The following is a 12,794-nucleotide window of genomic DNA, read 5'->3' on the forward strand; positions in this document are numbered from 1 at the left end:
CCTTCCTGCCCGTACGAAGGACACCACCGTGACCAGTCTCAGCGTCGAGATCCTGGCAGCGGACGCCGCCGAACCGATCACCTCGGCAGGCAACGCCCAGCTCGGGATCGCCGTGCTCGCCGGCATCGCCGTCATCGTCCTGCTCATCACCAAGTTCAAGATGCATGCGTTCCTGGCGCTGACCATCGGGTCGCTCGCGCTCGGCGCGTTCGCCGGTGCGCCGCTCGCGGACGCCATCAAGTCGTTCAGCACGGGCCTCGGCAACACCGTGGCCGGCGTGGGCGTGCTCATCGCGCTCGGCGCGATCCTCGGCAAGCTGCTCGCCGACTCCGGCGGCGCCGACCAGATCGTGGACACGATCCTGGCGAAGGCGGGCAAGCGGTCCATGCCGTGGGCGATGGTCCTCATCGCCTCCGTGATCGGCCTGCCGCTCTTCTTCGAGGTCGGCATCGTGCTGCTGATCCCGGTGGTGCTGCTCGTCGCCAAGCGCGGCAACTACTCCCTGATGCGGATCGGCATCCCGGCGCTCGCCGGCCTCTCCGTGATGCACGGGCTCATCCCGCCGCACCCCGGCCCGCTCGTCGCGATCGACGCGGTCGGCGCCAACCTGGGCGTGACCCTCGCGCTCGGCCTGGTCGTCGCCATCCCCACCGTGATCATCGCCGGTCCGGTCTTCTCCCGGTACGCCGCCCGCTGGGTGGACATCCAGGCCCCGGAGAAGATGATCCCGACGCGCCCGTCGGAGGACCTGGAGAAGCGTCCCGGCTTCGGCGCCACCGTCGCGACCATCCTGCTGCCGGTCGCCCTGATGCTGGTCAAGGCGCTCGTCGACATCGTCGTCGACGACCCGGCCAACGGCGTCCAGAAGGTCACCGACGTCATCGGCTCGCCGCTGATCGCGCTGCTCGCCGCCGTCATAGTGGGCATGTTCACCCTGGGCCGGGCGGCCGGCTTCACCAAGGAGCGGCTGTCCTCGACCGTCGACAGGTCCCTCGCCCCCATCGCCGGCATCCTGCTGATCGTCGGCGCGGGCGGCGGCTTCAAGCAGACGCTGATCGACATCGGCGTCGGCCAGATGATCCTCGACTTCTCCAAGGACTGGTCGATCCCGGCCCTGCTGCTCGCCTGGCTGATCGCGGTCGCGATCCGTCTGGCGACGGGCTCGGCCACGGTGGCGACGATCTCGGCGGCGGGCCTCGTGGCTCCGCTCGCGGAGGGCATGTCGACCAGCCACACGGCGCTGCTCGTCCTCGCCATCGGCGCGGGTTCGCTCTTCTTCAGCCACGTCAACGACGCCGGGTTCTGGCTGGTGAAGGAGTACTTCGGCATGAACGTCGGCCAGACGATCAAGACCTGGTCGGTGATGGAGACGATCATCTCGGTCGTCGGCATCGTGTTCGTGCTGCTGCTGTCGCTGGTGCTGTAGCCGGCCTCGTACGCGTGGAGGGGCCCCGGTTCTCCGGGGCCCCTCCGTCGTGTTCAGCCCCGGAGCAGACCCAGGACCTTGATCCCGAGCTCCAGGGCCTCCTCGGGCGAGTCGACCGACTGCTGGAGGTCCACGAAGCAGCCGTCGGCGCCGGTGTCGCGCACGCCCGAGAGCACGGCGGCGATCGCGTCCGCCGTGGTGCCGGGGGCGACGTTGTGGCGGATCTGCCGGCGCAGCGCCTCCGGGTCGCGGCCCGCCTCCTCGGCGGCGCGCCGGGCCACGTCCCACAGGCCCTGGGCCGCCTGGGGCGGCAGGACCCCGCCGACCCAGCCGTCGGCCCGGCGCCCGACCCGGCGCAGGGCGGCCGGGCTGAAGCCGCCGAGGTAGACGGGCGGTCCGGCGGGCTGGACGGGGCGGAGCCCGACGCGCGAGACCGGGATCGTCCAGCGGGGCCCCTCGTGGCCGAACTCCTCCTGGGTCCAGATGCCGTGGAGGACGTCGAGCAGCTCGTCGAGGAGGGCGCCGCGCCGGCCGAAGTCGGCGCCGACGGCGGTGTACTCGTCCCGCATCCAGCCGATGCCGAGACCGACGTCGAGGCGTCCGCCGCTGACCTGGTCGAGCGAGGTGAGGGAGCGGGCGAGGAGGGCCGGCGGGTACCAGGGGCCGTTGAGGGTGCTCATGCCGAGCCGGGCGCGGTGGGTCGCGCCGGCGGCGACGGTGAGCACGGTCAGCGGGTCGAGGAAGGTCGTGAACTGGTGGGGGTACGGGTTCTCCCGGGTGTACCCGGGATAGATGTCGCTGGGGGCGACCGGCGTCAGGGCGCGGTCGCCGACCCAGAACGAGTCGAACCCGGCGTCCTCGGCGTCCCGCGCGAAGGCCGCGATGCGGTCGGCGCGGGCGTGGGTGCCGTACTGGGGCAGTGCGATGCCTATCTGCATGGACCCCATCCTGGGCGGCGGGGTGGCCCGCGACACGAGGGGGCGGACGTGTGAGCCGCACCACATGCCGGTCGGACCGTCAGCCCACCGCCCGCACCACATCCCGCTCGGGCCGTCAGCCCACCGCCCGTGCCGCCGCCCGGCCCGCCGCGCGGCCCGAGAAGAGGCAGCCGCCGAGGAAGGTGCCTTCGAGGGAGCGGTAGCCGTGGACCCCGCCGCCGCCGAAGCCGGCCGCCTCGCCCGCCGCGTACACGCCGTCCAGGGGCTCGCCGCCCTCCGCGAGGACGCGGGAGTCGAGGTCGGTCTCCAGGCCGCCGAGGGACTTGCGGGTGAGGACGTTGAGGCGCACGGCGATCAGCGGGCCCGCCTTCGGGTCGAGGATGCGGTGCGGGGCGGCGGTACGGATCAGCTTGTCGCCCAGGTACCTGCGGGCCCCTCGGATGGCGGTCACCTGGAGGTCCTTGGTGAAGGGGTTGGCGATCTCGCGGTCGCGGGCGGTGATCTCGCGGCGCAGGGCGGCCTCGTCGATCAGGGGTTCGCCGGTGAGGGCGTTCATGCCGCGGACGAGGGCGGAGAGGTCGTCCTCGACGACGAAGTCGACGCCGTGGTCCATGAAGGCCTGGACGGGGGCCGGTACGTCGGCGCGGGCGCGGCCGAGGACGTCGCGGACGGACCTGCCGGTCAGGTCGGGGTTCTGTTCGGAGCCGGAGAGCGCGAACTCCTTGCCGATGATGCGCTTGTCGAGGACGAACCAGGTGTGGTCGTGGCCGGTCCGCATGATGTGTTCGAGGGTGCCCAGGGTGTCGAAGCCGGGGAAGAGCGGGACGGGGAGCCGCTTGCCGGTGGCGTCGAGCCAGAGGGAGGACGGTCCGGGCAGGATGCGGATGCCGTGGCGGGCCCAGACGGGGTTCCAGTTCTCGATGCCCTCGGTGTAGTGCCACATGCGGTCGCGGTTGATGTGGCGGGCGCCGGCCTTCTCGGCGATGCCGAGCATCAGCCCGTCGACGTGGGCGGGGACGCCGGACAGGAGCTTGGCGGGCGGGGTGCCGAGCCGGGCGGGCCACTGCGCGCGGACGAGGTCGTGGTTGCCGCCGATGCCGCCGGAGGTGACGATCACCGCCTGGGCCCGGAGTTCGAAGGCGCCCGTGGCCTCGCGGCTCGACGCGGTGCCGCGGGCGGCCGTGGAGGGGGCCAGGACCTCGCCCGTGACCGTGTCGACGGCTCCGGCGGTGCGGCCGAGTCCGGTGACGCGGTGACGGAAGCGGAGGTCGACGAGGCCGCGGGCGGCGCCCTCGCGGACCTTGCGCGCGAAGGGGGCGACGAGGCCGGGTCCCGTGCCCCAGGTGATGTGGAAGCGGGGTACGGAGTTGCCGTGGCCGTTCGCGTCGTAGCCGCCGCGCTCGGCCCAGCCGACGACGGGGAAGAAGCGCACCCCGCGCGCGTGGAGCCAGGCGCGCTTCTCGCCCGCCGCGAAGTCGACGTACGCCTCGGCCCACCTCCTCGGCCAGTGGTCCTCCGCGCGGTCGAAGCCCGCGGTGCCGAACCAGTCCTGGAGGGCCAGGGCGTGGCTGTCCTTGACGCGCATCCTGCGCTGCTCGGGCGAGTCGACGAGGAACAGGCCGCCGAAGGACCAGTGGGCCTGACCGCCGAGGGACTGCTCGGGCTCCTGGTCGAGAAGGATCACCGTGCGACCGGCGTCGACCAGCTCGGCGGTGGCGACGAGCCCGGCGAGGCCCGCCCCGATCACGATCACGTCAGCGTCATAGGACATGGACCGCATCTTGGATACACGGATGTATCGAGTCAACCGTCCGCCCTTTCCGTTTTCTAATGTCGAGCATTAATATGGGGGCATGGCAAGGACGTCAGGGCCCGAGACCCGGGAGAAACTGATCCGCGCGGCGGAGGAGATCTTCGCCGCCCAGGGCGTCGACGGCGCACAGCTGCGGGACGTCGTGAGACTCGCGGGCCAGGCCAATCCCTCCGCCGTGCAGTACCACTTCGGCTCGCGCGGCGGACTGCTCGACGCCGTCATGGCCGGCCGCCAGACCCGCACGGAACAGGTGCTCGCCCCGCTCCTCGACAGCGCCGACGACGATCTGGGGCAGCTGGTCGCCGCGCTCGTCACCGCCGAGTCCAGCGAGCTGCGCACCGACCGGGGCCGCCGCTGCCTGCGGATCTCCGCGCAGCTCAGCCACGAGAGCGGCGTCCGCACCCGCACCCCCCACCCCACGCTCGCCGGCACCGCCTACTGGCGCCTGATCGAGCGGATCGCCGACCGGCTGGCCGCCGACGGGCTCCCCGAGCCGCTGCTCCTGGAGCGCCTCGACCTGGCGCTGACCGTGGTGGGCGCGGCCATGGCCGACCGGGCCCGGCAGTACCTCGACGGCACCGAGCCCCTCACGGACGAGCCGCTCTTCCTGGCCGACCTCGTCGAGACCACCACCGCGCTTCTCCGGGCCGCACAGCCCCGGAGCGTCTGAACAACCCTCCGAAGGGATCTCCCATGAACGACCTCACCGGCAAGACCGTGCTCATCACCGGCGGCGCCCGCGGCCTGGGCGCCGAGGCGGCCAGGCTGGCCGTCGCCTCCGGCGCGAACGTCGTGATCACCGACGTGCTCGACGAGGACGGCAAGGCCACCGCCGAGGCGCTCGGCGAGCGGGCCCGCTTCTTCCACCACGACGTGACCTCCGAGGAGGAGTGGGCGGCGGCCGTCGCCTTCGCCGTGGCGGAGTTCGGCGGGCTGCACGGCCTGGTGAACAACGCCGGCATCTCCACCGGCGCCCTTCTGGAGACCGAGTCCGTCGAGCACTTCCGCAAGGTCCTCGACATCAACCTGACCGGTGTCTTCATCGGCATGAAGGCCGCGATCCCGGCGATGAGGGAGGCCGGCGGCGGCTCGATCGTCAACATCTCCTCGGCCGCGGGCCTGATGGGCCTGGCCCTGACCGCCGGGTACGGCGCCTCCAAGTGGGGCGTGCGCGGCCTGACGAAGATCGGCGCGGTGGAGCTCGGCACGGCGAGGATCCGCGTCAACTCCGTCCACCCCGGCATGACCTACACCCCGATGACGGCCTCCGTCGGCATCGAGCGCGGCGAGGGCAAGTACCCCAACACGCCGATGGGCCGGGTAGGCGAGGCCGACGAGATCGCGGGCGCGGTCGTCTTCCTGCTCTCGGACGCCGCCTCGTACGTGACGGGCGCGGAGCTCGCCGTGGACGGCGGCTGGACGACCGGTCCGACGATCAAGTACGTCATGGGGCAGTGACGTTTCACGGCGCGGTGATTTCATGGGCGCATGAGCGCTGAGGAGATCGTGGACGTCGTCGACGACAACGACCGGGTGATCGGCCAGGCCCCGCGCGGTGAGGTGCATGCGCGGGGCCTGACCCATCGCTGCGTCTTCATCCGGGTCCGGGACGCCGAGGGCCGGACCTTCGTCCACCGCAGGACGTCGACGAAGCTGTCGTACCCCTCCCTGTACGACATGTTCGTCGGCGGTGTCGTCGGCGCGGGCGAGTCCTACGACGAGGCCGCGCTGCGCGAGGCCGAGGAGGAGCTCGGGGTCTCCGGGCTGCCCCGGCCCGAGCCGGTCCTGACGTTCCTGTTCGACTCCGGGGAGGGGAAGTGGTGGTCGGCGGTCTACGAGGTCCGCTGCGAGCTGCCGGTCGACCCGCAGGTGGAGGAGGTCGCCTGGCACGCCTTCCTGACGGACGGGGAGCTGGAGGAGCGCCTCGGCGACTGGCCGTGGGTGCCGGACGGGCTGGCCGCGTACGAGAGGCTGCGGGACGAGCGCCGGGCGGTCTGATCATCCGACCGCTAGGGTGCACGAGTGAGCGATTTCGTGCAGAGCCTGCGGCTGTGGTTCGCACCGCAGAGGATCCGGGACGAGGGCGAGACCCCCGACTACCGCTTCTCCCTCGCCAACGAGCGGACCTTCCTTGCCTGGATCCGCACCTCGCTCGCCCTGGTCGGCGGCGGTTTCGCCGTCGACCAGTTCCTGCCGGACCTGCGCTGGGGCGTGCGCGTCGGACTCGCGCTCGCGCTGCTCGTCGCCGGGGTGCTGTGCGCGCTGCGGGCGGTGAACCACTGGGTGCGCTGCGAGCGTGCGATGCGCCGCGGCGAGGACCTGCCCGCCTCCCGCTTCCCGGCGGCGCTCAGCCTCTCGGTGGCGGTGGTGGCGCTCGCGATGGTGGTGCTCGTCGTCTTCGGCTGGGCCGGGCGGTGAGCGCGGCCGGCGAGCCCCGGGACCCGGGGCTCCAGCCGGAGCGGACCCGGCTCGCGTGGCGGCGTACGACCCTGTCGTGCACGGTCGTCGCGGTGCTCGCCGTGAAGCTGACCGTCAGCGCCGAGATCACCGCGAAGGAGCTGACCGGCCTGGCGCTCTCGTCCCTGGTGTGGGTCGCCTTCCTGGCCGTGGCGCACCGCAGGATCCGTTCCCTGGGCGCGGCCCGGCCGGTCCCGCTCTCCCACCGCGGCGCGCTGCTCGCGGCGGGGTGCACGATCGCGCTCGCGGTCTTCGGGGCGGCGGTGATCTGGTGAGGTTCTAGGGGACCGTCACCACGACCTTGCCGTTCAGGCCGCCCGCCGCGTTGGCGCGCTGGGCGTCGGCCGTCTGTTCCAGCGGGAACGTCTTGGCCACCCGTACGGTGACGACGCCCGCGTCGGCCAGGTCGGCGAGGGCCGCGAGGTCGGCGGCGTCGGGGCGGACCCAGAAGTAGCTGCCGCCGAGGGCGAGGACCTCGCCGTCCGCGATGGAGGCCAGTCGGCCCTGCGGGGCGAGGAGCTCGGCGGAGAGCTTCAGGAACGGGCCCCCGATCGTGTCGAGGACGGCGTCGACGCCCTGCGGGGCGAGGGCGCGGACCTGCTCGGTGAAGGTCCCCTCGTCGTAGCGGACGGGCTCGGCGCCCAGCTCGGCGACCCGCGCCAGGCCCGCGTCCCTGGCCGCGCCGATGACCCGGCAGCCGAGGTGGCGGGCGATCTGCACGGCCATCGAGCCGACCCCGCCGGCCGCCGCGTGCACGAGGACGGTGTCGCCGCTGCGCACGTCGAGCACCTGGGGACGGCGGAGCGCCTGGTACGCGGTGAGGCCGACGAGCGGAAGGGCCGCGGCCTCCTCGAAGCCGAGCGTGCGGGGCTTGCGGGCGAGGGTGCGGATGGGGGCGGAGACGTACTCGGCGAAGGTGCCGTGCGCGAGGACGTCCTCGCGCACGTACCCCATGACCTCGTCCCCGACGGCGTACTCGGGGACGGAGACCCCGAGCCGGACCACGACACCGGAGACGTCCCAGCCGGGGATCACCGGGAACACGGCGTCGAGCATGCCGTCGAGATAGCCGGCCTGCGCCTTCCAGTCGACGGGGTTGACGGAGGCCGCCCGCACCTTGATCAGGACCTCGTCGGGGCCGACCTTCGGGTCGGGCAGCTCGCCGTACTCCAGGACCTCGGGGCCGCCGTACTTCCTGTAGCTGATCGCCTTCATACCTCCGACCCTCGGTGCGGTCGGGCCGGTCCGCAAGCCGGGGCGGCGGGAGCGCGGTCGTTCCCGGCTTTGCCGGAGGGGTCCGTTCCGACTTTTCCGGGGCGCGGCCGACTGGCACTCTTCCCCCTGTCCAGTCGGGCTCTCATCCGGGGGAATCCCTTTGTCTGCCACCGATCCCTATGTGGTCACGCTCGCTCCGCACGTGCACGCCTTCGTCCAGCCCGACGGCGGCTGGTGCCTGAACAACGCCGGGTTCCTCGGCGACGCGGGCGAGTCCCTGCTCGTCGACACCGCCGCCACCGAGCGGCGGGCACGGCTGCTGCGCGAGGCGGTGCTCGCCGAGGGGCTGCCGCTGCCGCGGACCATCGTCTCCACCCACCACCACGGCGACCACACCTACGGCAACGGGGTGTTCCAGCCGGAGGCGCGGATCGTGGGGCACGAGAACTGCCGGACCGAGCAGCTGGAGGCCGGGCACCAGCTCCATCTGCTGTGGCCGCAGACCGACTTCGGGCGGGTCGACATCCTGCCGCCCTCCGTCACGTACGGCGAGCGGCTCACGCTGTACGTCGGCGGGATCGAGGTGCGGGTGCTCCACCCGGGCGCCGCGCACACCACGGGCGACTCGATCGTCCACCTCCCGGAGCAGGGCGTGGTCTTCACCGGCGACCTGGTCTTCCACGGCGGGACGCCGTTCCTGCCGATGGGTTCGCTCTCCGGTTCGCTGCGCGCGCTCGACCTGCTGCGGTCCCTCGACGCGCCGACGGTGGTGCCGGGGCACGGGCGGGTGACCGACCCCACGGCGTACGACGCCACGGAGCGGTACCTGCGCTGGGTGCGGGAGCTGGCCGCCGAGGGGTACGCGAAGGGGGCGACGCCGCTGGAGACGGCGCGGCGGGCGGAGCTCGGCGAGTTCGCCGCGTGGCGGGAGAGCGAGCGGCTGGTGGCGAACCTGCACCGGGCGTACGCGGAGCTGGAGGGGCTGCCGGAGGGCTCGCCGCTCGACCCGGTGGCGGTCTTCGGCGACATGGCGGCGATGAACGGCGGGGTGCCGGTGGCCTGCCACGCGTAGCGCTCGTGCGGGGCCCGCTCGCGCGAGCGGGTCCCGCACCCTCTGGACGACATACCGACTGGTCGGTCATCATGAACGCCGAACCGAGCCGATCCGGAGGTACGCCCGTATGAGTTCCGCCCCGCCGCCAGGGCTCGACCCCGAGCAGCTGCGCCGATACCTCGACCGCGAGCGGCCGGGCCTGGTGTCCGGCCCCCTCGACGCACGGCTGATCGAGGGCGGCCGGTCGAACCTGACGTACGTCGTGAGCGACGGCACCGACCGCTGGGTGGTCCGTCGGCCCCCGCTCGGCCACGTCCTCGCCACCGCCCACGACATGCGGCGCGAGCACCGGGTCATCAGCGCCCTGGCCGGGACCGGCGTGCCCGTCCCCGGGACCGTGCTGCTCTGCGAGGACGAGTCGGTGCTCGGGGCGCCGTTCTACGTCATGGAGTTCGTCGAGGGGACGCCCTACCGCTCGGCCGCCGAACTCGCCCCGCTCGGCCCCGGGCGCACCCGCGCCGCCGTCCTCGGCCTGGTCGACACCCTCGTCGACCTGCACGCCGTCGACCCGGCCGCGGTGGGGCTCGGCGACTTCGGGCGCCCCGAGGGCTTCCTCGACCGGCAGCTGCGCCGCTGGGGCAAGCAGCTGGACGCCTCGCGCGGCCGCGAACTGCCGGGGATCGAGGAGCTGCACGCGGCCCTCGGCGCGGCGCTGCCCGCCTCTCCCCCGCCCGCCGTGATCCACGGCGACTACCGGCTCGACAACGTCCTCGTCGGCGCGGACGACCGGATCCGGGCCGTCCTCGACTGGGAGATGTCCACCCTCGGCGACCCGCTCACCGACCTCGGCCTCCTGGTCATGTACAGCACGCCGCTCGACCTGCCCGACTCCCCCATCTCCACGACCGCCACGGCCCCCGGGCACCCGAGCGCCGCCGAACTGGTCGAGCGCTACGCGGCCCGCTCGGGCCGCGACACCTCCGGACTCCCCTGGTACACGGCCTTCGCCTGGTTCAAGCTCGCCGTGATCCTGGAGGGCATCCACTACCGGTGGACCCTCGGGCAGACGGTCGGCGCCGGATTCGACCGCATCGGCGAACTCGTCCCCGTGTTCATCGAGCACGGCCTCAGCACCCTCCAGGAAGGCTGACCCCCATGGACTTCTCGTACGACGCCCGCACCGAGGAACTGCGGGCGAAACTCCTCGCCTTCATGGACGAGCACGTCTACCCGGCCGAGGCCGTCGCCGAGGAGCAGCGCGCGCTGCTCGCCTCCCCCTGGGACACCCCTCCGGTCGTGGAGGAGCTCAAGGCCGAGGCCAAGCGGCAGGGGCTGTGGAACCTCTTCCTGCCGGACGCGGAGTACGGGGCGGGGCTCACCAACCTCCAGTACGCGCCGCTCGCCGAGATCACCGGCCGCAGCCCGCAGCTGGCCCCGACCGCGCTCAACTGCGCCGCCCCGGACACCGGGAACATGGAGCTGCTCGCGCAGTTCGGCGACGAGGCGCAGAAGAAGCAGTGGCTGGAGCCGCTCCTCGCGGGCGAGATCCGCTCGGCCTTCGCGATGACCGAGCCCGAGGTCGCCTCCTCCGACGCGAGCAACATCGAGACCCGGATCCGGCGGGAGGGCGACGAGTACGTCGTCGACGGCCGCAAGTGGTACATCTCCGGGGCGATGAACCCCGACTGCAGGATCTTCATCGTGATGGGCAAGACGGACCCGGACGGGCCGGACCCGCGCCGCCGGCAGTCGATGGTCCTCGTGCCGCGCGACGCCCCGGGCGTCGAGGTCCGGCGCGCGATGCGGGTGTACGGGTACGAGGACCACTACCACGGCGGCCACGCCGAGGTGGTCTTCGACGGGGTCCGGGTCCCGGCCGCGAACATCGTCGGCGAGGAGGGCGGCGGCTTCGCCATCGCGCAGGCCCGGCTCGGCCCCGGCCGCATCCACCACTGCATGCGGCTCATCGGCATGGCGGAGCGGGCGGTCGAGCTGATGTGCCGGCGCGCGGTCTCCCGTACGGCCTTCGGCAAGGCGCTCGCCCAGCAGGGCGTCGTGCAGAACTGGATCGCCGACGCCCGCGTCACCATCGAGCAGCTGCGGCTCCTCGTCCTCAAGACGGCCTGGCTCATGGACACCGTCGGCAACCGGGGCGCGCACACCGAGATCCAGGCCATCAAGATCGCCACCCCGCGCGCGGTCGTCGACATCATCGACAGGGCCGTGCAGCTGCACGGGGCGGGCGGCGTCTCGCAGGACTTCCCGCTGGCCGAACTGTGGGCGGCGGCGCGGACGCTGAAGCTGGCGGACGGGCCGGACGAGGTGCACCAGCGGTCGCTGGCGCGGCGGGAGCTGAAGAAGTACCTGTAGTCCGGTCAGGGGCGCAGGGCCCGCAGGAGGAGGTCGGCGAGGTGGCCGGCCACCTCCTCCGGGGCGAGCGGACCGTCCGGGCGGTACCAGGTCGACAGGTGGTGCACCGAGCCGAAGTGGTAGTCGACGACGAGGTCGGCGGGGGTCGCGGAGGAGAACACCCCGGCCCGCTGGCCCTCCTCGACCAGGGCCCGGAAGCGCTCGTGGTAGCGGCGGCGCTCGGCCCGCACCTGCTTGTTCTTCTCGGGGCTCAGGTGGTGCATGGAGCGGAAGAAGATGGCGGCGTCGTCGAGGTTCTCGATGGTGGTGACGACGACGTCGGCGGCGGCGGCGCGGAGCCGGTCCTCGACGGGCGCGTCGGCGTCCGCGAAGGCGTCGAGCCGTTCCTGCTGGAGGCGCAGGACCCGGGAGTAGACCTCCTGGAGGAGGTCCTCCTTGGAGCCGAAGTAGTGGTAGAGGGCGCCCTTGGTGACCCCGGCGGCCTCGACGATCTCCTGGACGGAGGTGCGGTCGTAGCCCTGCTCCGCGAAGAGCCGGGTGGCGGCGGCGAGGAGCCTCTGGGGGACGGGGGCGCCGCTCCCGTCCGTCGTCCTGGCCATGCTCCGCCGCCTTCCTCGATGATCGTTTTCAGTCACGGGAACGCGATCCCGCCGCTAGATCTTCCCATCCGCCGGGACTACGGCCGACCGGTGCCCGCCTCCCACGTCCGCTGGACGTGGTTCATCGTGCCGAGCCAGCGCTCGGGGTCGGTGGCGCGGTTGCGGTAGTAGCCGGCGACCTCGGGATGGGGCAGGACGAGGAAGCGGTCGGCGGCGATGGCGTCGAGGAGGGCGTCGGCGACGTCCTCGGGCTCGATGGCGGTGGGGGCGAGGACGAGCTCGCCGGCCGATCCGGCGGCGGTGAGCATGTCCGTACGGACGCCCTGCGGGCAGATGGCGTGGACCTTGAGGCCGCGGTGGCGGTAGGTGAGGGAGAGCCATTCGGCGAAGGCGTACGCGCCGTGCTTGGAGACGCTGTACGGCGCCGCGCCGATCATGGTGAGCAGTCCGGCGGCGGAGACGGTGGAGACGAAGCGGCCGGCGCCGCGCTCCAGCCACTCCGGGAGGAGGGCGCGGGCCGCGCGGACGTGGGCCATGACGTTGACGTCCCAGGCGGCGGCCCAGACGTCCTCCTCGGCGAAGGCGTCGCCGGGCGAGGAGAGTCCGGCGTTGGCGCACCAGACGTCGATGGTGCCGCCGAGGGCCTCGCGGGCCTCGTCGACGACGGCGGAGGCGTCGCCGGGGACGGCGAGGGCGCCGATCTCCTCGGCGACGGCCTTGGTGCGCCCGGGGTCGAGGTCGTTGACGACGACCCTGGCCCCCTCGGCGGCGAAGCGGCGGGCGAGGGCGGCGCCGATGCCGCCGCCCGCTCCGGTGACGACGACGCCGGCGCCCCGGAGCCCGTTCGTGTCCGCGGTCATGGACCCACCTCTCGGCTGTGACGATCCGCTGTCAGGACCGCCACAGACTAACCGGTCGGTAT

General features: G+C 72.9%; 14 protein-coding genes. 9 read left to right on the top strand and 5 right to left on the bottom strand.

Annotation, left to right across the window (positions count from 1 at the left end):
* The first annotated feature begins 28 nt into the window (after positions 1 to 28).
* Entirely contained in the window at positions 29 to 1,426 is a 1,398-nt protein-coding gene (locus ACH4TP_RS26470) for a GntP family permease (RefSeq protein ID WP_398439310.1), read from the top strand.
* A gap of 53 nt (positions 1,427 to 1,479) precedes the next feature.
* Here ACH4TP_RS26470 and ACH4TP_RS26475 read toward each other — a convergent pair whose 3' ends face one another.
* On the bottom strand, positions 1,480 to 2,364 hold the full coding sequence (locus ACH4TP_RS26475; protein ID WP_389228499.1) for a TIGR03619 family F420-dependent LLM class oxidoreductase: 885 nt from the start codon (positions 2,362 to 2,364) through the stop codon (positions 1,480 to 1,482).
* 115 nt (positions 2,365 to 2,479) lie between these two features.
* A complete protein-coding gene (locus tag ACH4TP_RS26480; RefSeq protein WP_398439311.1) occupies positions 2,480 to 4,135 on the bottom strand; it encodes an FAD-binding dehydrogenase in 1,656 nt (551 codons plus the stop codon).
* An 82-nt stretch (positions 4,136 to 4,217) separates the two neighbouring features.
* On the opposite strand from ACH4TP_RS26480, the gene ACH4TP_RS26485 reads away from it, so the two are divergent.
* Genes ACH4TP_RS26485 through ACH4TP_RS26505 form a run of 5 tightly spaced genes read left to right on the top strand, consistent with a single transcriptional unit; the run spans position 4,218 to position 6,909 of the window.
* Complete coding sequence (locus tag ACH4TP_RS26485; protein WP_398186245.1) at positions 4,218 to 4,847, top strand: TetR/AcrR family transcriptional regulator; 630 nt, start codon at positions 4,218 to 4,220, stop codon at positions 4,845 to 4,847.
* A gap of 23 nt (positions 4,848 to 4,870) precedes the next feature.
* Positions 4,871 to 5,635: a glucose 1-dehydrogenase gene (locus tag ACH4TP_RS26490; protein WP_398186242.1), complete on the top strand. Its 765-nt coding sequence runs from the start codon at positions 4,871 to 4,873 to the stop codon at positions 5,633 to 5,635.
* A gap of 30 nt (positions 5,636 to 5,665) precedes the next feature.
* Positions 5,666 to 6,175 (top strand): NUDIX domain-containing protein, encoded by a 510-nt coding sequence (locus ACH4TP_RS26495; RefSeq protein ID WP_398186239.1) that lies wholly within the window; start codon positions 5,666 to 5,668, stop codon positions 6,173 to 6,175.
* Between the two features lie 24 nt (positions 6,176 to 6,199).
* A complete protein-coding gene (locus ACH4TP_RS26500; protein ID WP_398186236.1) occupies positions 6,200 to 6,595 on the top strand; it encodes a YidH family protein in 396 nt (131 codons plus the stop codon).
* The gene (locus tag ACH4TP_RS26505; RefSeq protein WP_398439312.1) at positions 6,592 to 6,909 is read left to right on the top strand and encodes a DUF202 domain-containing protein; all 318 of its coding nucleotides are present in this window, start codon (positions 6,592 to 6,594) and stop codon (positions 6,907 to 6,909) included. The genes ACH4TP_RS26500 and ACH4TP_RS26505 overlap by 4 nt, the downstream gene beginning before the upstream one ends.
* A 4-nt stretch (positions 6,910 to 6,913) precedes the next feature.
* Here the strand turns inward: ACH4TP_RS26505 and ACH4TP_RS26510 are convergent, their stop codons facing one another.
* Positions 6,914 to 7,849 carry an NADP-dependent oxidoreductase gene (locus ACH4TP_RS26510; RefSeq protein ID WP_398439313.1) on the bottom strand — a complete coding sequence of 312 codons (936 nt, stop codon included), beginning with the start codon at positions 7,847 to 7,849 and terminating at the stop codon, positions 6,914 to 6,916.
* 160 nt (positions 7,850 to 8,009) lie between these two features.
* Here ACH4TP_RS26510 and ACH4TP_RS26515 point away from each other — a divergent pair, with 160 nt between their 5' ends.
* The 3 genes from ACH4TP_RS26515 (at position 8,010) to ACH4TP_RS26525 (ending at position 11,273) form a co-directional block, all read left to right on the top strand.
* A complete protein-coding gene (locus ACH4TP_RS26515) occupies positions 8,010 to 8,921 on the top strand; it encodes an MBL fold metallo-hydrolase (RefSeq protein WP_389228523.1) in 912 nt (303 codons plus the stop codon).
* A gap of 109 nt (positions 8,922 to 9,030) precedes the next feature.
* On the top strand, positions 9,031 to 10,053 hold the full coding sequence (locus tag ACH4TP_RS26520) for a phosphotransferase family protein (RefSeq protein ID WP_398439314.1): 1,023 nt from the start codon (positions 9,031 to 9,033) through the stop codon (positions 10,051 to 10,053).
* A 5-nt stretch (positions 10,054 to 10,058) separates the two neighbouring features.
* On the top strand, positions 10,059 to 11,273 hold the full coding sequence (locus ACH4TP_RS26525) for an acyl-CoA dehydrogenase family protein (protein WP_398186226.1): 1,215 nt from the start codon (positions 10,059 to 10,061) through the stop codon (positions 11,271 to 11,273).
* Between the two features lie 5 nt (positions 11,274 to 11,278).
* Here ACH4TP_RS26525 and ACH4TP_RS26530 read toward each other — a convergent pair whose 3' ends face one another.
* A complete protein-coding gene (locus ACH4TP_RS26530) occupies positions 11,279 to 11,872 on the bottom strand; it encodes a TetR/AcrR family transcriptional regulator (RefSeq protein ID WP_389228531.1) in 594 nt (197 codons plus the stop codon).
* A 77-nt stretch (positions 11,873 to 11,949) separates the two neighbouring features.
* Positions 11,950 to 12,732 carry an SDR family oxidoreductase gene (locus ACH4TP_RS26535; protein WP_398439315.1) on the bottom strand — a complete coding sequence of 261 codons (783 nt, stop codon included), beginning with the start codon at positions 12,730 to 12,732 and terminating at the stop codon, positions 11,950 to 11,952.
* Positions 12,733 to 12,794 lie beyond the last annotated feature (62 nt).

Source organism: Streptomyces sp. NPDC021012, from assembly GCF_044333355.1.
Taxonomy (GTDB): domain Bacteria; phylum Actinomycetota; class Actinomycetes; order Streptomycetales; family Streptomycetaceae; genus Streptomyces.